This window comes from Bacteroides sp. QWL-09 (assembly GCF_058683585.1).
Map to the genome: position 1 here is coordinate 316,912 of NZ_CM178748.1, position 19,571 is coordinate 336,482.

Annotated in this window: 12 protein-coding genes; 3 read left to right on the forward strand and 9 right to left on the reverse strand. The window is 43.6% G+C overall.

Annotated elements, in window-relative coordinates:
- The 4 genes from AC4PG5_RS01330 to AC4PG5_RS01345 all read right to left on the reverse strand — a co-directional run bounded on the left by AC4PG5_RS01330 (position 1) and on the right by AC4PG5_RS01345 (position 5,298).
- Positions 1–1,233, reverse strand: coding sequence for an LL-diaminopimelate aminotransferase (locus AC4PG5_RS01330; protein ID WP_492029699.1), 1,233 nt, complete (start codon positions 1,231–1,233; stop codon positions 1–3).
- A gap of 35 nt (positions 1,234–1,268) precedes the next feature.
- Positions 1,269–2,078, reverse strand: a complete 810-nt coding sequence (dapF, locus tag AC4PG5_RS01335; protein WP_492029700.1) for a diaminopimelate epimerase — start codon at positions 2,076–2,078, stop codon at positions 1,269–1,271.
- A gap of 314 nt (positions 2,079–2,392) precedes the next feature.
- Complete coding sequence (locus AC4PG5_RS01340; protein ID WP_492029701.1) at positions 2,393–3,160, reverse strand: glycerophosphodiester phosphodiesterase family protein; 768 nt, start codon at positions 3,158–3,160, stop codon at positions 2,393–2,395.
- Positions 3,161–3,288: 128 nt separating this feature from the next.
- The gene (locus AC4PG5_RS01345) at positions 3,289–5,298 is read right to left on the reverse strand and encodes a right-handed parallel beta-helix repeat-containing protein (protein ID WP_492029702.1); all 2,010 of its coding nucleotides are present in this window, start codon (positions 5,296–5,298) and stop codon (positions 3,289–3,291) included.
- Between the two features lie 498 nt (positions 5,299–5,796).
- On the opposite strand from AC4PG5_RS01345, the gene AC4PG5_RS01350 reads away from it, so the two are divergent.
- Both AC4PG5_RS01350 and AC4PG5_RS01355 read left to right on the forward strand, forming a co-directional pair.
- A complete protein-coding gene (locus AC4PG5_RS01350; protein ID WP_492029703.1) occupies positions 5,797–6,186 on the forward strand; it encodes a transposase in 390 nt (129 codons plus the stop codon).
- Between the two features lie 47 nt (positions 6,187–6,233).
- A complete protein-coding gene (locus tag AC4PG5_RS01355) occupies positions 6,234–7,139 on the forward strand; it encodes an IS3 family transposase (RefSeq protein WP_492030658.1) in 906 nt (301 codons plus the stop codon).
- Between the two features lie 663 nt (positions 7,140–7,802).
- Here AC4PG5_RS01355 and AC4PG5_RS01360 read toward each other — a convergent pair.
- The 5 genes from AC4PG5_RS01360 to gltB all read right to left on the reverse strand — a co-directional run bounded on the left by AC4PG5_RS01360 (position 7,803) and on the right by gltB (position 17,402).
- Entirely contained in the window at positions 7,803–8,687 is an 885-nt protein-coding gene (locus AC4PG5_RS01360; RefSeq protein ID WP_492028354.1) for an IS3 family transposase, read from the reverse strand.
- A gap of 47 nt (positions 8,688–8,734) precedes the next feature.
- Positions 8,735–9,094: a hypothetical protein gene (locus tag AC4PG5_RS01365; RefSeq protein ID WP_492028355.1), complete on the reverse strand. Its 360-nt coding sequence runs from the start codon at positions 9,092–9,094 to the stop codon at positions 8,735–8,737.
- Positions 9,095–9,725: 631 nt separating this feature from the next.
- Positions 9,726–11,393, reverse strand: a complete 1,668-nt coding sequence (gene asnB / locus AC4PG5_RS01370) for an asparagine synthase B (protein ID WP_492029704.1) — start codon at positions 11,391–11,393, stop codon at positions 9,726–9,728.
- A gap of 60 nt (positions 11,394–11,453) precedes the next feature.
- Complete coding sequence (locus tag AC4PG5_RS01375; RefSeq protein WP_492029705.1) at positions 11,454–12,791, reverse strand: glutamate synthase subunit beta; 1,338 nt, start codon at positions 12,789–12,791, stop codon at positions 11,454–11,456.
- A 63-nt stretch (positions 12,792–12,854) separates the two neighbouring features.
- Complete coding sequence (gene gltB / locus AC4PG5_RS01380) at positions 12,855–17,402, reverse strand: glutamate synthase large subunit (RefSeq protein WP_492029706.1); 4,548 nt, start codon at positions 17,400–17,402, stop codon at positions 12,855–12,857.
- A 282-nt stretch (positions 17,403–17,684) separates the two neighbouring features.
- Between gltB and glmS the strand changes: the two genes are divergently transcribed.
- The gene (gene glmS / locus AC4PG5_RS01385; protein WP_492029707.1) at positions 17,685–19,529 is read left to right on the forward strand and encodes a glutamine--fructose-6-phosphate transaminase (isomerizing); all 1,845 of its coding nucleotides are present in this window, start codon (positions 17,685–17,687) and stop codon (positions 19,527–19,529) included.
- Positions 19,530–19,571 lie beyond the last annotated feature (42 nt).

The following is a 19,571-nucleotide window of genomic DNA, read 5'->3' on the forward strand; positions in this document are numbered from 1 at the left end:
TTATAACCATTCTTTTATGCGTTTCATCGCTTCGATACAGTGTTCGCGTTCACCGAAAGCGGATAAACGAATATAGCCTTCTCCGCTTGGACCGAATCCTGCTCCCGGAGTTCCAACCACATTCGCTTCGTAAAGCATTTGCTCAAAGAACTTCCATGATGAGACACCATTTGGAGTTTTGATCCATACATAAGGAGCATTTACGCCACCATAAACGGTTAGGCCACACGCTTCAGCACCTTCTTTGATGATTTTGGCATTAGCCATATAGTAATCGATCGTTTCTTTTACTTGCTCTTTACCTTCAGGGCTGTAGATTGCTTCAGCTGCACGTTGAGTGATATACGATGTTCCATTGAACTTCGTACATTGTCGACGATTCCACAACGCGTTGAGCGAAACTCTCTCGCCGGTCAATGTGGCAGCGGTAAGGTCTTTAGGAACTACTGTGTATCCACAACGTACTCCCGTAAATCCGGCTGTTTTAGAGAAACTTCTAAATTCGATGGCACACTTCTTAGCACCTTTGATCTCGTAAATAGAATGAGGGATCTCCGGATCTTGAATAAAGGCTTCATAAGCGGCATCAAATAAGATAAGCGTATCGTTTGCAAGAGCGTAATCGACCCACTTCTTCAATTCCTCTTTGCTGAGTGTGGTGCCTGTTGGGTTGTTTGGATAACACAGATAGACAATATCCACACGTTTACTTGGAATTTCCGGGATAAAATCATTTTCACTCGTACATGGCATATAAGTCACATTGCTCCAACGACCGGTTTCCGCTTCGAAGGTACCGGTACGTCCTGCCATCACATTACTGTCGATATAAACCGGATAGATAGGATCGGTTACTCCAACGCTGTTGTCGTGACGAAGAATATCTCCGATGTTTCCGGTATCGCTTTTAGCTCCATCACTGATAAAGACTTCCGATGGGCTCAACTGAACGCCACGTGGAGCAAAATCGTTCTTGATAATAGCTTCTGCTAAAAAGTCGTATCCTTGTTCCGGACCGTAACCGCGGAAAGTTTCTTTGTTCGTCATCTCTTCTACCGCTTTGTGCATCGCTTCGATACAAGCCGGAGGGAGAGGTCGTGTCACATCACCGATACCCATACGAATAATATCTTTCTGTGGGTAAGCCGTTTTGAAAACATGTATTTTTTTGGCAATATCCGAGAATAAATAGTTGCCGGGTAATTTGAGGAAATGTTCGTTAACTAATGCCATATTGTTGTTGATTTAAAAAGTTCTAAAATTAAAAATTAGTCTTCTAAGGTGATTTCGCCGTCGAATACGATGGCTGCCGGACCGGTCATGAAGATGTGGTTTGTCGTTTCATCCCACTCTATGACTACGCTTCCTCCATCCATCACAATTTCACTTTTTCGTCCCGCTTTACCGTTGATGAATGCCGCTACTGCAGTCGCACAAGCTCCTGTTCCGCAAGCAAGTGTGATGCCTGAGCCGCGTTCCCAAACTCTCATGCGTATCTTATTTTCTCCAATGACTTGAGCAAACTCCGCATTGGTGCGTTGTGGGAAGTGTGGGTGATGCTCAAGCTTCGGTCCAATCTGTGTCAACTCAATCTGATGAATATCATCGACAAAAGAAACTAAATGTGGATTCCCCATTGAAACCTCTGTTGCCGGATTGGGCAAAAGATCATCAGCCGGCATTAAGTTGGTTTTTAAAGGTTCGCCCATATCGACCGTAACAGAATTTACGATTCCATTCTCCACATGGAGATTTAGGATTTTGATTCCGGAGAGCGTTTCAAGAGCTATTTCAGTCTTTTCAGTCAGTCCATACTCATAGACGTATTTAGCGACACAGCGGGTTCCATTTCCGCACATCATGGCTTCAGAACCATCTGAATTGAAAATTCGCATACTAAAATCAGCGATCTCCGATGAGCCGATCAGAATAAGTCCGTCACTTCCTATACCGGTGTGAAACTTACTCCATTCTATAGCTACTTTTTCGGGATTGTTGATGGGGTAGGCCATGGTGTTGACGTAAATATAATCATTTCCTGCACCGTGCATCTTTGTAAATTTGATCACTCTTCCCATTCTGTTATGGCGTTTAATTGATTCTTGAACGTTCGTTTATTGGCATTCTGCTCTATAATAATGCAAAGATAGAACTTTTTGTTTAAATCTTATTTTTTTATTGTGGTTTAATATTGTATTATACTCTTTTGTGTGACTATTTATTATTATTTCATTCTTCTTTCTTTTAATTTGATTGATTTCTAACTTCTTTTCTGTTAAACTGGTTTTTTATCGTATCGAGTCTTAGTCGGATAAGATCTCGTCTCTGTCTCTCCGTATCCTACTCTTCGAGGAATTAAAGAAACCGGCTCATCGCCAGCGTTTAAGAGAATCTATTTTTTCGGTAAAAGTGATTCGAGAAGCAATGGCTCATTGGTGGTGACGAAGTCCACTTTATGCTCTATAAGCCACTCCATATCTTCTTTCTTGTTGACTGTCCACACGTTGACTTTCAGTCCTAAATCATGGCATGATTGGATCCATTCCGGCTTTTGTCTGAAAATGCCGAGGTTGTAATCGGCCCCTGTCGCACCGAGCGATTGAAGTTCTTCAGGCGATCGATCGCCCTTTAGATAGAATGTAGGTGTGCCGGCGGGAGCCAAACGGATAAACTCTTTGAGCGCATGTTCCGAGAAAGTGATGTATTCCATTCGCTTCTCCAATTTCATATTCTTGACTAGCTTCACGATGGCTTCTACCGCTTGAGTTTCACGTTCCGGCGTTTGGTGGGCTTTAAGCTCCAAGATTAATCTGGTCTTTGTCTTTTTTCCGGCTTTCAGATACGCTTCAAGGGTGGGCAGGTGCTCCCCATTGCTGAGAGTGAGGGCTGTCAACTCACTGGCGTTCGATCCTTCCATGCTTTTGGATTGATACGTTGCGTCATGATTAACGACCAGTTGATTATCTTTTGTGAGCCAAACATCGAATTCGGAGCCATAACATCCAATAGAATCGGCTTTTAGCAAAGCTGTAATACTATTTTGTGCCGAGCCATCGGTTTTCCAAAAACCACGATGAGCGATGACCTCGGTGGTTTGAGCGTTTACAGTTGCTGTTCCAACGAAAAGCAACAGGCTTAGAAAGAAAGGGGTAAGTTTCATGTTTTTCTTATTTTTAATTTATGAGTTTTTAGCTTATGGGCTTTTAGTCTATGAATTTTAGCTGGTCATTTTTAGTTTCTCATTTTTAGTTTATAACCTTAAAGTGATCACCGATCATTTACCCTGTATCACTTTATTTTAGGGGTTGGGTTCGGACGATTATTCTCCCAGATTAAATATTCCGGATGGTCGGATAGTTGTTTAACGTCGATAAAAAGGTTATTAACTATCGCATTGCGTTGCGGTTTCCCGGTTGTATAAGGAAGATAATCGATCAGATAAGGATAAGCTTGCGCATAGACCCCTTCATTGAACCGTACCTCTCGGAGTCGTTTCTCGAACAATCCACCCGGTTTGATGAGTCCGCTACTCCAATTCTCGAGCCGGTTATCGATATGAATCGCCGTGGGCAGATCGATAAAGGTATTGTCGACGTACCGATTGTCCGATCCGCCTCCCATGAGCACTGCATAACGTCCGGACCGATAAAAGACATTTTTTTCCACCAGTAAACCACCGGCACCGTCGTCGTGGTAAATCGCGCAGGTGCTGTAGGTCGACGGGATATCTGTAAAGATGTTGTTTCTGATGATCGACCCACATTCCGACGGATTTCGTCCATAGTAGATGGCTCCTTGATCATCGGCTTCGAGCACCGCATGATGAATATAGTTGTGCTCGATCAAGTGGTTGTTGCCATGAATCAGCATCACCATGCTAGGTGCATTGTAGAGTTCGCAATCCACGACCTTATTACCGACACCGGTGAGGTAGATGTGAGGGCGATAAGAACGTTCGATGCGGTTGTTATCGTGAAAGGTGCATTGACGAACGGTATTGTTTCCCGCTTCAAGCGTGAGGCGGTCGCCTCCTCCCAGACTGATTCCTCCGGAGCCCAGATTATAAAAGTGGCACCCTTTGATGAGATTGTCCTTTCCTCCTTGACGATTGAACGTTTGGTTGCTATATAGGTGCTGATCTAAACTGCCGACCAATCCTTTGATCAGTGTCCCTGTGCCTTCGTGCCGATAATCTTCAAAAGGCGCAATACCGAGTCCCACCAGAATGCCCCATTGTCCCGAGTTACGGAAGGTGCAATTTTCGATCGTGATCCGGGTACTGTTGACGAGCGACAAGAGGGCGGCCCGACTATATTCGAAGGTGATATTTTGAAGGGTGATGTTCGACGCTTCTTCGAAACTAAAGAAGGGTTCTTCGAGCTGCGACAGGACGATCTCGTTGACCGTAGAGTCGGGAGAGACAAAGTAGAGTTGTTGTTTCGGCACATCGATAAAAAACTCTCCTTTCTCATCGGTCTCTTCTTTGATATTAAACGCATACCATTTATTCCAAGGGTGAGAAGCATTGAAACCATAGAGAGTCGCTCCGTCTGTGGTGATCTGCTTTTTGATCGTATCGATCTTGGCAATTCTAAGGGCATCGTCGGCATATCCGTGATGGAAATAGCCGGACATCCATTTATCGTCGGAGGGCTGCCACGAAGAGATACGTGCCGAGTCGTACGCCATCACGGCACTCTTGTTGGAGAAATCATCATTTCGAGGGATGGCCCCTGTCTCGATCACTTTCCCCATCTTGATCATCCCTTTATTGGGCCAACGCGACAGATGCATCGGTTGACCGTTGACAAATAGTTCCATCCAAGCGTTGAGTGAAGGTCGCGCAAATCCAACAGAATGGATTCGCCCATAGTTCTTCATCTTAAACGGTTTTAAGTTGACCTGACTGATCTGACCGTCGGGCGACTTTATCGCATCGGGAGGAAGTTGAATCCCCCCACTAAAGATGACTTGTTCACCGGCTTCGGCTTTGATCGTTAGATTATTGAATTGTCGGTTGAGCAAATACCCCTTGTCGAACGGATAAACTCCCTTTCGAACAATCACGGTGATCGGCGTCAATGGCTCTTTTTCTCTGAACTGCTCGATCGCTTTCATGAGAGGGTCGATGGCCTTGAAGGGATGAGTGGCCGAGCCGTCTGTGCGACGTTCTTGGTGATGAGCATCCAAGTAAAATGTTTTTGGGTTTGCCAATCCGTTACTTTCCAATGCGTTGCTCCCCAATGAGTTGCTTGCCAAACTTACGATAAAGATTAGAGCCGCTATTATTTTTTTCATAGATTAATGTTTGTGGTGTAATAAGCAAATTTTAGGGCTAAGTTAATGCTTTTCGTTCTATTAGGGATGGGGGGCGAACTATTTTTATTGGAAATTTTGTCAGATGGTATGGTCTCCCTGTTCCTTTCCATACGATCGTAGGGTGTGGAGTACGGAGGAACTGTCTAGCTTTTCAGAGATGAAATTTCGAAAGTGTCTAGGATGTCAGGATAAGAAAAACAAAACAGTCTATTATTTCAGGGTGATGGCATACGAAACAGTCAACCCGATTTAGTGCGTATGCTAAAAAAGGTCAACCTGATTCAGACTTAATAAACGAATGAGGCAACCTGATTTAGGGATCATCAATAAAATTGGCAACTAAATACCGTCTAGAGAATATAAAACGTCAACCATTTCCAGGATAAGACGTCAGTGAAAGTCTGTTTGGCGTTGCGTATTGAGTTTGACTTAAACTGATATAGGTAGACACTATTAGTAACTAAAAAATAGTGTTTTATGAGAGATCAACAAATTCGTCGTTACACAGAGAGTGAAAAGTTATCTATTCTTCGTGATTATTACAGCAGTTGTGAGTCAAAAATTTTCATTGTAAAGAAGTATTTTCTTTGCGGTACTGCTTTATTAAATCGTTGGATAAAAAGTTACCCAATTGAAGAGTATTCGGTATATTTGGACAATTTACATACCGACTTGCTTATGACCGAAAAAAAACCGGATGATTTATCCTCTATTGATTCAAAAGAAGCTTTAGAAAAGCGCATTAAAGCTTTAGAGAAAGCTCTTGCTTACTCTCAGTTAGAAACTCGTGCTTTAAATGTTTTGATTGATATAGCAGAAAAAGAAGTAGGCATTCCCATCAGAAAAAAATCTGGGGCCAAGCAGTAACTACACTTTGCAAGCAGCATGGCCTGTCCGTTAGTACTGCTTGTAGACTGTTTGGCCATTGTAGACAGGCTTATTATCAACTAAAAACCAACTATATAGAGGAATGTAGTCAACAAGAACGTATTCTTTCTGCTGTCAAAGAACAGCGTACTGAAGACCCTGGTATCGGTGGCCTTAAACTTTATATTATGTTAGTTTCAATTTTCGGTCGGGAAAACATGCCAGGTCGAGATCGCTTCCTCTATTTATTACGTAGAAAAAGGTTGATGCTTCCTGTGCCCAGGACTCGTCATACGACCAACTCTAATCATCGTTATCATAAATATAAGAATCTCATACGTGGATTTGTACCCAGTGCGCCCAATCAGTTGTGGGTGAGTGATATCACTTACATAGACACCCAAGTGGGATGCCTTTATCTTCACCTGATAACCGATGCATATTCCCATAAAATAATCGGATGGAAATTGTCTAATTCACTTAAAGCCATTCATACATTGGGTGCTTTACAAGAAGCAATTAAAGGTACGGGGAAAGAAGATCTCAAAGGACTGATTCATCATTCAGACCGCGGTAGTCAATACTGCTGCAATGCTTATGTAGAAGAGCTTAAATGCAGAAATATCAGTATTAGTATGACGGAAGATTACAAACCGACCGACAATGCTATTGCTGAGCGTATGAACGGCATCATTAAGCAAGAATTAATTTATAGAATAGACCGTTTTAAGAATGACAAAGAAGCAGAAGAACTTATCGGTAAATTTATACGCTTTTATAATGAAAAGAGACCGCATATGAGCATAGGTATGCAAACGCCAAATTGCACACATGAACAATCCGGATCACAATATAAAATGTGGAAGAATAAAATTTATAAGAAAAAGGTAACTGAAAACCCTGACATTTTTATAGATTTGCAAACCCAACAACAAGCTCTAGTGACGGTTTAAACCATCAGTAGAGCAAGAACGAGAGGTACATCGAATACCTCTCATTCTTACCCAACAACAAGCCCAGCTCTGGATTGTCCATACTTTTAGAGATTGAAATCTAATTGTGTAAACAAAACCAGTGTAAAAGAAAAGGAGCTGTCTAGCTTTTCAGATCCTAAAGATTAAAACTGTAAATGAAATCAGGCAAGGAAAAACAAAACAGTCTACCTTTTAAGTTTGAAAGAATAAAAACTGTCTACTCAATTCAGTAAAAGTCAGTTTCATGCGGCAAGTCAGAGAGTTTCATGCAGTGAACAAAGAAGTTTCATACCGTAGAACATTTATTTTTATACTGACGAAACAAAAGTTTCAACGTCTGAAAATAAATTCCCAATGTCAGTTAACCATTTTAGTTGACCGTTTTTTGCCTTATTCACCATGTCGGTTGACTCTGATTAAACTTACTTTTAATTCAGGTTGACTCTTTCTTTTTTTATTGATAAGATGAGTTGACCCTAGTTAAACTTATTAATAAATCACGTTGACTACTTTTCTTTTTATTGATAAGATGAGTTGACTACACTGATATCAAATAATAAAAAGTCAAGTAAATCATTTATTTAGCAGTTGCGCTTTTCTGCTCAGATAATATTAAGAAGTCATGCAAAGTTATTCTATTTTTTATGCATACTTCCTTTTAATGGCAATTTCTCTATAACTAGTCCATTTCTTCTTTAATTCCCCTGTGCATTGAGCAGCTTGTTTAGGCGTCATGCCTTCTAAGCTCCAATGTGGGCGTTCGTTGTTATAGAATTCTATGGCCAAATGCAAAGCTTTTTTCAAATCATTTATGGTATAAAACTCCATTCCTTTAAGCAGTTCATTCTTTATGGTATTATTTATGCGTTCGGCCACAGCGTTATCTTTGGGATTACCACTTTCAGTCATACTTATAACTATACCGTGTGTCTTTAACAGGTTGGTATAAACATAACTTGCATATTGTACCCCACGATCCGAATGATGAACAAGATGATCAAATCCTTTTTTGCTATAATGCTTTAGAGCCATTTTTAAAGCTTCTAACGTATATTTAGTCTCTAAAGTTTTCCCAACACTATATCCGATGATTTCTTTGCTGTAATAGTCAGTAACCAAAGATAGATAGCAGAAGGTATATTCACCTTGCTCATTTATCCACAGAGGCAGATAGGTTATATCGCTAACCATGAGCTGGCAAGCAGCATCCGGTATGAAGTCTTTGATAAGATTGGGATAAATCGGGAAATGATGCCTAGAGTCTGTGGTAAGAACGCGACGCTTACGCTTGCGGACTTTCAAACCATAGCGTTCTATAATATCATAGAAGCGATTATAGCCCACGCTGTTCTTTTCTCCAAACCTCGTACGATACATCAACCAAAGTTTGCTGCCTCCAATTCCAGGATCTTTGACTCGAATTTCTTTGATAAACTCAACGACAAAGGCTTCTCGAGCAAGAGTAGAGAGTAGCGTATTCTCATGCTTGTAATAGGCTTGCTTGGTTACACCAAGTAGGCGACACATGGGAAGAATACGATAACGCTTTTCATCCCGTGTGTGAAGTCTATAGGCTACTTGGTGCCAGCTTTTTTTAAGTCAAGACCATAAACGTCTTTGCCCAATTCAACCATCTCTGCATAGAAATCACCACGTAGACGCTCTTGAGCGAGTTCCTTCTTTAGTTTGGTGATCTCTGATAAGAGTCGTTTGTAATCTTCTGGGATTACAGATTTGCCTTCTTTTTTCATCATTTCGGCGATTTGAGGGTTGTCTGACTCAAAGATACTTAAAGCTCGATAAATCGACGTACGACTGCACTCCATTTTTTGCATAATCTCAGAAATTAACAGACCATCAACCATACGAAGGCGATAAATCTCAGGAATCTTTGGGGCCCAAGTGGGGGCCTTCAAATAATCTTCAATTTTCATAATCAATCATGTTAGGAGTCAACCTTATTTAAAAAAAGACACAAAGGGGGAAACTAGAATAGCAACCTTTGAAACTTGGCGCATTGCATTGAAAGCAAAAAATACCATCCTAGAGGGGAGGGCGGGTGAGCTTTTGTGATGATTTGAAAAGCACATGTTCACAAGGTGGCAGATCGTTGATCTACCACCCATCTGTCACACCGATCTGTCACACTTATTCTGGTTTGTAAATCAATCGTTTAACTGCTCTTTTGTGACAGGTGACAGATCTTATTCAAAAAACAATCTTAGGAGAAGAAAGATCAAGATCTCCATGCTCTCCTTACGAATTTAATCTTATGAAGGGGAGCTGGGATCGATAAGGATTGTCTAAACACGCCTAAATAAAAAAGAGGGGCTTATCTCAAGTCCCTCTTTCCGATGAATGAAAATTCAAAACATAACTAATCTAAATACTTATGTATGTTTATTTTGATATGAGTGTACAATTTCACACCGTGTCTGTATCCTCTTCATAAATTATTGATCCTGCATCTTGTACTATCGACCCTATACTATCGATCCTGTACTATTGATCCTGTACTATTGATCCTGTACCATGCGCGATGGACGTGCGGATCGTATGTGCGTTTTAACTATACGCTTCATCATGTACCCCTTTTACGGCACGACCGCTTGGATCGTTGACGTTAGTGAAAGCCTGATCCCAAGCTAAAGCTTCGGCAGTGGAACAAGCGACGCTCGGTACGCTCGGCACACTCATCGCTGCGCTCTGACTAGGGAAGTGCTCCTCAAAGATGGAACGATAATAATACTCTTCTTTATTCTGAGGGGTATTGATGGGGAATCGCTCACCGGCGTGCGCCATTTGTTCATCGCTGACAGCTGCTGAGGTGAGGGCTTTCAAGGTGTCGATCCATGAATAGCCTACGCCATCACTAAATTGTTCTTTTTGTCTCCAAGTCACACTCTCCGGAAGCATCTCTGAAAAGGCTTCACGTAGAACCCGTTTCTCTATCGCTTTTCCGGGGCACATCTTCTGTTCGGGGTTGAGCCTCATGGCCACGTCAAGAAATTCTTTGTCGAGGAAGGGAACACGTCCCTCTACGCCCCAAGCCGAAAGACTTTTGTTGGCCCGTAGACAGTCGTACAGATGGAGTTTAGAGAGTTTACGAACGGTTTCTTCGTGGAAAGCTTCCGCGGTGGGTGCTTTATGGAAATAAAGATAACCGCCAAAAATTTCATCGGCTCCTTCGCCACTCAAGACCATCTTGATCCCCATCGATTTAATAACACGCCCCAATAAATACATCGGTGTAGAGGCACGAACGGTGGTGACGTCGTAGGTTTCGATGAAATAGATCACATCACGAATAGCATCCAATCCTTCTTGAATGGTGTAGTTGATCTCGTGGTGAATGGTACCAATATAATCGGCCACTTCACGGGCTTTCGACAAGTCGGGTGCTCCCTTCAGACCGATGGCAAACGAGTGCAGTTGAGGCCACCATGCCGCACTGGAATCGTTGCTTTCAATCCGTTTGGAAGCATACTTCTTGGCAATGGCCGAGATGATGGAACTATCTAACCCTCCAGATAGAAGGACACCGTATGGCACATCGGACATGAGTTGGCGGTGAACGGCACTCTCAAGAGCTGTCTTGATCTCTTGAGTCGTGATCGTGCTCTCTTTTACCGCTTCATAAGAAGTCCAGTCTCTGGTGTACCAACGTTTGATGACGCCTTCTTTGCTGTGGAAGTAATGTCCCGGTGGGAACGGCTCGTAAGAGTCGCAGAATCCCTCCAGAGCTTTTAACTCACTGCCGAAATAGAGTCGTCCTTCGCTATCGTATCCGATATATAAAGGAATAACGCCTATCGGATCACGAGCAATCAGAAACTCGTCTTTGTATTCATCGTAGAGCACAAAAGAGAAAATCCCGTTCAGCTCTTCTAAAAGGTCGATTCCTTTATCTTGATAGAGCGCCAGAATCACTTCGCAATCACTTCCGGTCTTGAAGGTGTAGCTGTTTGAATAACGTTGACGGATCTCTCGGTGATTGTAAATTTCTCCATTTACAGCCAGCACTTGTCGCCCTTGGGTGGAGTAGAGGGGTTGACCTCCGCTCTGTGGATCGACAATGGAAAGACGTTCGTGGGCTAGAATGGCACTACCACCTACATATATGCCGCTCCAATCCGACCCACGATGACGAATCTTTTGCGCCATTTTTAACGCCTTGTCTCTTAACTCTTTGTTCTGAGTCTTTATGTTGAGTATACCTGTTATTCCACACATAGCTATTCTCTTTTATGGATTTGAAAAAGTCTTTATTTCAAGATCTTTATTTTAAGATCTTTACTTTAAAAAAGTATCTATTTTTTGCGCGACTTTACGCCCTTCGAACATCGCTTTTACCACGAGGCTTGCTCCGGTAGAAGCATCTCCGGCGATAAAGACATTCGACGGCATTTGAGGCTGATCGGGTTTCAAGAATCCCATGGCTAGTAAAACGAGATCAGCTTCAATTATCTCTGTTTTTCCGGTTGGCTTCATCGTTGGGCGACTGCCGTCGGTCACGCTGATCCAGTCAACTTCTTCGACTTCTACGCCGGTGACGTGCCCGTCTTTTCCTAAGAAACGGTTGGAAGCTAGGCTCCATCGACGGGTACATCCTTCTTCGTGTGAGGAGGTTGTTTTGAGGACAACTTGCCATTGAGGCCATGGTGTGGCTTCGTTATAGCCTACAGGCGGTTTGGGCATAATCTCAATTTGGGTGACGCTTAAAGCGCCTTGGCGTACGCTCGTCCCGATACAGTCGGAACCGGTGTCTCCGCCGCCGATGACCAATACTTTCTTGCCTTTGGCATTGATGAGCTCGTCTTTAGCGAACGTGATGCCGTCTAGAATACGGTTTTGCTGACTCAGCATCTCGAGTGCAAAGCGAATACCTTTCAGTTCTCGTCCTGGGATAGGCAGATCGCGTGGCGTTTCTGCTCCTGTGCATAGGCAATAAGCATCGAATCCTTCAGGTAGGTTGTCGAAGTCGACAGGGGTGCTCATCTTGAATATGATTCCTTCCGCTTCTAGCAATTGCATGCGACGGTCGATAATGTTTTTATTGAGTTTGAAGTTGGGGATGCCGTAACGTAATAATCCGCCCGGGGCTTCCGCTTTGTCGAAGAGGGTCACGGTGTACCCTTTTTGATTGAGCTGGTTGGCTACGACGAGACCTGCCGGTCCTGCACCGACCACGGCCACTGTCTTCCCGTTTCGCTGAGGTGTCTTCGCAGTGATATAGCCTTCGCGGAAGGCGACTTCAACGATGGCGGCCTCATTCTCGCGAATGGTGACCGGCTCATTGCACGACAGCTTGAGTACGCAACTGTTCTCGCAGAGTGCGGGACAAATGCGTCCGGTGAATTCCGGAAAGTCGCAGGTGGATGATAGGATCTCGTAGGCTTCTTTCCATTTTCCTTTATATAGGGCGTCTTGCCATTCCGGCTGGCGGTTGCCGATGGGGCAAGCCCAGTGGCAAAAAGGCACTCCACAATCCATGCAACGTGAGGCTTGTAATTTGCGGTCGTTGCTATTCAATGTTTGTTCCACTTCACCAAAATCGGTGATGCGTTCGTGTACGGGCCGGTATCCGGCCTCTTGGCGATGTATATTTAAAAAAGCTTTTGAATCTCCCATTGTTCTTGATGTTTTGAAATTACCATTAATAAGTGTTATTGGCTGTATGCCCTAATCTTTCGATTAATAATCGCGTTGAACGTCTGCTATCTTTTGTTGCAGCTTCTTCATTTGTTCTTCTTGAAGCACCTTCTTATATTCGATAGGTACCACTTGAATAAATTCGTCCACATATCGATTCCAATCGTCGAGCATGGTACGCGCTAGCTTGGAGCCGGTGTACAGATAGTGCTGGCGAATGAGCTCGTGGAGTTCTTTGCGATGGCTGGTCTCTTCAATGAGTGAAAGCTCTACCATCTCCATGTTACAGAAGAAATCGAAATTGTTCTCTTTATTCCAGATGTAAGCTACACCTCCACTCATTCCGGCTGCGAAGTTACGTCCGGTCTCACCGAGTACGACCACTCGTCCGCCGGTCATGTATTCGCAACAGTGATCGCCTACGCCTTCGACAACGGCAATGGCACCGGAGTTGCGTACGGCAAAGCGTTCGCCTACGCGTCCGTTGATATAGACTTCTCCGCTAGTTGCACCATATAATAAGGTGTTACCGGCAATCGTATTTTTCTCTGCCTCGAAACTGCTACGGCGAGAAGGAAGAATGGCGATGCGTCCACCGGAAAGTCCTTTTCCTACGTAGTCGTTGGCTTCACCTTCAAGCTTAAAGGTCACTCCGGGTACTAAGAATGCACCGAATGATTGTCCGGCCGATCCTCTAAACTTAACGTTTAAGGTATGCTCTTCTAGTCCTTTTTCTCCATATTTCGTAGCGATGGCTCCCGATAGCATAGCACCTACCGCACGATCGGTATTGGTGATGCGATATTCCAATGAGATCTCTTTCTGATCGTCAATGGCTGCTTGAGCCGCTTGGATGATCTCGACGTCTTTAACCGATTCGATACCGTGGTCTTGTGTGATTTGACGGCGGATGGCAGCTCCATTATCGATTTTGGTGGTGACTTTCTTGAAATCAATCAAAGCATGTTTGCTGTTTGGGGTCTCGTCTACCGGTTTGGTTTCGATCAACTCGGTTCTTCCGATAATGTCGTCTAATTTGCTGAATCCCATTTCAGCTAAGTATTCGCGAACCTCTTCGGCTAAGAAGGTGAAGAAGTTAACGAGGTATTCGCTGCGTCCCAAGAAGCGTTTGCGTAACTCTTCATTTTGAGTGGCTACACCTACAGGACAAGTGTTCTGGTGACATTTACGCATCATGACACAACCTAAGACGATAAGGGCAGAGGTGGCAAAACCAAACTCCTCGGCACCAAGTAAAGCCATGAGGATGATGTCGCGACCGGTTTTAAGTTGTCCGTCCACCTGCAAGGTGACTTGCCCGCGCAAACTGTTTAAAACCAAGGTTTGCTGCGTTTCGCTCAATCCGAGTTCCGGTGATATACCGGCGTATCTGATCGATGAAGCCGGTGAAGCACCTGTACCTCCTTCTGCTCCGGAGATAACGATCAAGTCGGCTTTAGCTTTAGCCACACCGGCAGCAATCGTTCCCACACCGCTTTCGGCCACCAGCTTCACGCTGATTTTAGCTTTCGGGTTGACGTTCTTCAAATCGAAGATGAGCTGTGCCAAATCTTCAATGGAGTAGATGTCGTGGTGGGGTGGAGGGGAAATCAAGGAAATGCCCGGTATGGAATGACGGGTCTTTGCAATGATGTCGTTTACCTTGAATCCCGGTAACTGTCCGCCTTCTCCGGGTTTTGCACCTTGGGCGATCTTAATCTGTATCTCGTCGGCATTGACTAGGTATTCTGTTGTCACTCCAAAGCGTCCGGAAGCCACCTGCTTGATGGCACTGCGTAGAGAGGTTCCGTCTTCACGAGGTGTGAAACGTGAGGGGTCTTCTCCACCTTCACCGGTGTTGCTACGCCCGTGTATGTGGTTCATGGCTATGGCCATAGCTTCGTGAGCTTCTTTGCTGATGGAACCGAATGACATGGCTCCGGTCACAAATCGACGCATGATGCTTTCGGCCGGTTCTACTTGGTCGATGCTGATCGGTTGACGACGGAAGTTTAAAAAGTCACGCAAGAAGATGGGTCTTTCTTTCCCGTCGACGAGCTGGGTGAACTCTTTAAATTTCTTATAGCTTCCTAAGCGGGTAGCCAATTGCAGGGTACTGATGGTTTCAGGATTCCAAGCATGCGGCTCTCCGTCTTTTCGATAAGCGTAAACGCCTTGACTACGTAATGGGGAGTCTGCTGGCTCTCCAAATCCTTCGTGATGCATGGCAATCGCATCTTTGGCCAGTTCCTCTAAGCGGATTCCGCCAATAGGGGAGCCGATACCACCAAAATACATACGACTGAGTTCTTCGCTTAAACCAACGGCTTCAAAGATTTTAGCGCCACGATAGGAACGAATGGTCGATATACCCATTTTACTCATGATCTTATATAATCCTTTGCAAATGGCTTTGATATAATTCTTCTCGGCAGTGGCATAATCTAACTGAATTTCTCTGTCACTTACGAGCTTATCGAGTATGGCAAAGGCCATATAGGGGTTTAAGGCGCTGGCTCCAAATCCTAAGAGGAGAGCGGCGTGCATCACTTCTCTAATCTCACCACTTTCAACGATCAAAGCCGTTTGTACACGTTTTCCTACCGATATGAGGTGATGGTGCACAGCGCTAACGGCCAACAATGCGGGGATAGCTGCGTGCGATTCATCGATCATTCGGTCGCTAAGAATGATGTAGTTTGTGCCTTGAGCAACGGCCTCTTCGGCCATCTTGCACAGTTTCGTTAAAGCGGACTGAAGTCCTGTCTTGCCTTCCGAAGCCTTAAACAGCATGGGGAGTTTGACGGTGTTGAATCCTTTATAGCGGATGTTACAAAGAATATCCAATTGAGTGTTATTCAATATGGGGTGGTTCAAACTCACCATCTTACAATGGCTTTCGTTGGGGGTCAGGATGTTCATGCCTACCGCACCGATATATTCATTGAGCGACATGACTAACTCTTCACGGATCGGGTCGATCGGTGGGTTGGTGACTTGCGCAAACTGTTGTCTGAAATAGTTATATAAGAGTTGCGGTTTGTCCGATAGAATAGCCAAAGGAGTGTCATTTCCCATGGAATGGATCGGTTCTGCTCCGGTCGCTGCCATCGGGCTGATGATGCGTTCGATATCTTCTTTGGTGTAGCTGAACGAGCGTAACATGCTTTCGTGGTTTTGCACTTGATGTGAAACCTTACGTCCGCTTGTGATTTCGTTAAGCTCTATACGGTTGTTGGCCAACCAGGTCCGGTAGGGCTTGGCTTCGGCCAATTGTTTCTTTAATTCGCCATCGTAGTAGATTTCTCCTTTTTCGGTATCTACCAGAATGATTTTACCGGGTTGTAAACGTCCTTTCTCTTTGATTTCACTTGGTTCGAAATCCATGACGCCGACTTCCGAAGCGACCATGAGCATGTCGTTCTTGGTGATGAGGTAACGGGCCGGACGTAATCCGTTTCTATCGAGCATACCACCGGCATAGCGACCGTCGCTGAATAATAGAGCAGCCGGACCATCCCATGGTTCCATCAAGATAGAGTGGTATTCATAAAAGGCTTTCAGATCTTCGCTGATGGGGTTCTTCTCGTTGAAAGACTCGGGCACAAGCATGGCCATGGCATGTGGCAGGCTCATTCCGGACATGACCAGGAATTCTAAGACATTATCGAGTGAAGCACTGTCACTCATGCCTGGTTGTATAATGGGGCGAATATCTTTAAGGTCGCCAAGTGCAGGGGTCGATAAGACGCTTTCACGAGCTTCCATCCATCCGCGATTTCCACGAATGGTATTGATCTCACCATTATGTGCGAGTAAGCGGAAAGGTTGCGCCAATCCCCAGGTTGGGAACGTATTGGTGCTGAACCGTGAGTGTACTAAAGCTAATCCACTTGTAAAGTAAGTATTGGTTAAATCGGGAAAATAATTTCGAAGTTGTAGCGACGAAAGCATTCCTTTATATATAATATTTTTTGTGGACAATGATACGAGATAGAAATCTTCTTTTTGAGGCAAATCAGAGATCCTCACTCTGTTCTCTATCCGTTTACGAATGAGGTAAAGTGTCCTTTCAGCACTCTCCGGATCGTTAAATCCTGTGATGAAAAGCTGCTTGATATCCGGCTCTGTGTTTAAGGCCGATTCTCCTAAAATTTCCGGACAAGTGGGGACTTGCCTAAGATGCATTAAGGTTAGACCTTCTTTCTCAACTTCTTCAATGATGATATTTAAAAACGCGTTCTGTCCTGTCGTCTCTTTGGGTAAGAAAAGCAATCCTGTGGCATAGCGTCCTTTTTCTGGAACCGGGATGCCTTGGAGTAAGATAAATTCATGAGGAATTTGAAGCATGATTCCTGCTCCGTCACCGGTTTTGTTATCGGCTCCTTCGGCTCCTCTATGGTGCATATTTTCTAAGACTTTTAAAGCCGACTCAACAATGTCATGCGATTTATCGCCATGAATGTTTACCAACATTCCAACTCCGCAAGCATCGTGTTCGTTCATTGTGTCATACAATCCAATCTTTTTCACCCTTTGCTGGTAAGGCTCCTGTTCCTTTTTGTTGTTGAAAACTTCTTCTTTCTTCATTCTTGTAAGCTTTAATATGTTTTAAATATCATTCTGTTTTGCGAAAATACAAAAATAATTTCAGTATGATACTTTTTCTTAATAAAAAAGTGAAAAAGAATCATTTTTGTGGAATATTTAGATATTTATGAAAGAAATATACGGATATCTTATCATCTTTGTTATTAATTGGCTATTTCTTAATTAATAATGTTTTTTTGCATTTAATATTTATGGCAAAAATGAATTTTCTACTATTTAATAGTTATCTTTGCATGCGAATTAAAAAAACGCAATATAATTATGTGTGGAATTGTAGGCTATATTGGTAAAAAAGAAGCCTACCCTATCCTTGTAAAAGGATTGAAAAGACTGGAATACCGAGGGTATGACAGTTCAGGGGTGGCCATTATTAGTGATAACCAACAGTTGAATGTGTATAAAACTAAAGGAAAAGTTTCCGAGTTAGAGAGTTTCGTGACTCAAAAGGATATTTCCGGCTCTATAGGAATTGCACACACGCGTTGGGCAACGCACGGAGAACCTTGTTCTGAAAACGCTCATCCTCATTATTCTTCCACTGAATCTCTCGCTCTCATTCATAACGGCATTATTGAAAACTATGCTGTTCTTAAAGAAAAACTCCAAAACAAAGGCTATGCATTTCGAAGTAGTACAGACACTGAAGTCTTGGTGCAACTGATTGAATACATCCAGCTGACTAACCATTTAGATTTATTGACTGCTGTTCAACTGGCGTTGAATGAAGTGATCGGTGCTTATGCCATTGCGGTGATAGAAAAAGCGCATCCCGATCAAATCATTGCTGCGCGTAAGAGTAGTCCATTGGTCGTTGGTATCGGAGAAGATGAGTTTTTCTTAGCATCGGATGCTACACCTATCGTTGAGTATACTGATCGGGTGGTGTATTTGGAAGATGAAGAGATTGCGGTGATTCACCGAGGACAGGATCTGAAGGTGGTTAATCTTAATAATGTAGAGGTGACTCCTGAAGTGAAACAGATTACGTTAAGTCTGGGACAACTTGAGAAAGGGGGATATCCGCATTTTATGCTTAAAGAGATTATTGAACAGCCGAATTGCATACACGATTGTATGCGAGGTCGTGTCAATGTTGACTTAAATAATGTGGTACTTTCGGCAGTGATCGACCACAAGGAGCGCTTCTTAAAAGCTAAACGATTCATTATCGTGGCTTGTGGGACTTCATGGCATGCCGGCTTAATTGGAAAACAGCTCATCGAAAGCTTTTGTCGGATTCCTGTAGAAGTGGAGTATGCTTCAGAATTTCGTTACCGTGATCCGGTTATTAACGAAGATGATGTGGTGATTGCTATTTCACAAAGTGGTGAGACGGCCGACACGTTAGCAGCGGTAGAACTGGCTCGTAGTCGCGGAGCATTTATTTACGGTATTTGTAATGCCATTGGATCTTCCATCCCACGTGCTACTCATACGGGATCGTACATTCATGTTGGTCCCGAAATTGGTGTGGCTTCCACGAAAGCATTTACCGGTCAAGTTACCGTATTGACCATGTTTGCTTTGACTTTAGCAAAAGAGAAAGGTACTGTAGATGACGAAACATTCTCTGCCGTTATCAAAGAGTTGCATGTGATTCCTGAGAAGATGAAGGAGATCTTAACGCTCAACGATAAGGTTGCCGAACTCTCGAAGGTCTTCACTTATGCACATAACTTCATTTATTTAGGTCGGGGATATAGTTTCCCGGTAGCTCTTGAAGGTGCTTTAAAGTTAAAAGAAATCTCTTATATTCATGCTGAAGGCTATCCGGCCGCAGAAATGAAGCATGGCCCTATCGCCTTGATCGATGCAGAAATGCCTGTGGTTGTGATTGCAACGCACAGCCACTTGTACGAGAAAGTTTTAAGTAATATTCAAGAGATCAAAGCGCGTCGCGGTAAAGTGATTGCTTTGGTGACCAAAGGTGATACGGTAATCCGTCAGTTGGCCGATATCTGTATCGAGCTTCCTGAAACATTAGAATGTTTAGATCCGTTGTTAACGACGATTCCCTTGCAGCTATTGGCTTATCATATTGCTGTATGCAAAGGCATGGATGTGGATCAGCCTCGAAATTTGGCGAAGTCGGTCACAGTGGAATAACTTCGATAAAACAGATAACACAATAAGAATAAAAATAGAACA

What these genes read in the sequence shown, in the direction of transcription:
- AC4PG5_RS01360 (WP_492028354.1), bottom strand. Translation starts at nt 8,687, where the DNA reads ATGTGTCGCCTACTTGGTGTAACCAAGCAAGCCTATTACAAGCATGAG.
- AC4PG5_RS01365 (WP_492028355.1), bottom strand. Translation starts at nt 9,094, where the DNA reads ATGAAAATTGAAGATTATTTGAAGGCCCCCACTTGGGCCCCAAAGATT.
- dapF (WP_492029700.1), bottom strand. Translation starts at nt 2,078, where the DNA reads ATGGGAAGAGTGATCAAATTTACAAAGATGCACGGTGCAGGAAATGAT.
- asnB (WP_492029704.1), bottom strand. Translation starts at nt 11,393, where the DNA reads ATGTGTGGAATAACAGGTATACTCAACATAAAGACTCAGAACAAAGAG.
- glmS (WP_492029707.1), top strand. Translation starts at nt 17,685, where the DNA reads ATGTGTGGAATTGTAGGCTATATTGGTAAAAAAGAAGCCTACCCTATC.
- gltB (WP_492029706.1), bottom strand. Translation starts at nt 17,402, where the DNA reads ATGAAGAAAGAAGAAGTTTTCAACAACAAAAAGGAACAGGAGCCTTAC.
- AC4PG5_RS01375 (WP_492029705.1), bottom strand. Translation starts at nt 12,791, where the DNA reads ATGGGAGATTCAAAAGCTTTTTTAAATATACATCGCCAAGAGGCCGGA.
- AC4PG5_RS01330 (WP_492029699.1), bottom strand. Translation starts at nt 1,233, where the DNA reads ATGGCATTAGTTAACGAACATTTCCTCAAATTACCCGGCAACTATTTA.
- AC4PG5_RS01350 (WP_492029703.1), top strand. Translation starts at nt 5,797, where the DNA reads ATGAGAGATCAACAAATTCGTCGTTACACAGAGAGTGAAAAGTTATCT.
- AC4PG5_RS01345 (WP_492029702.1), bottom strand. Translation starts at nt 5,298, where the DNA reads ATGAAAAAAATAATAGCGGCTCTAATCTTTATCGTAAGTTTGGCAAGC.
- AC4PG5_RS01340 (WP_492029701.1), bottom strand. Translation starts at nt 3,160, where the DNA reads ATGAAACTTACCCCTTTCTTTCTAAGCCTGTTGCTTTTCGTTGGAACA.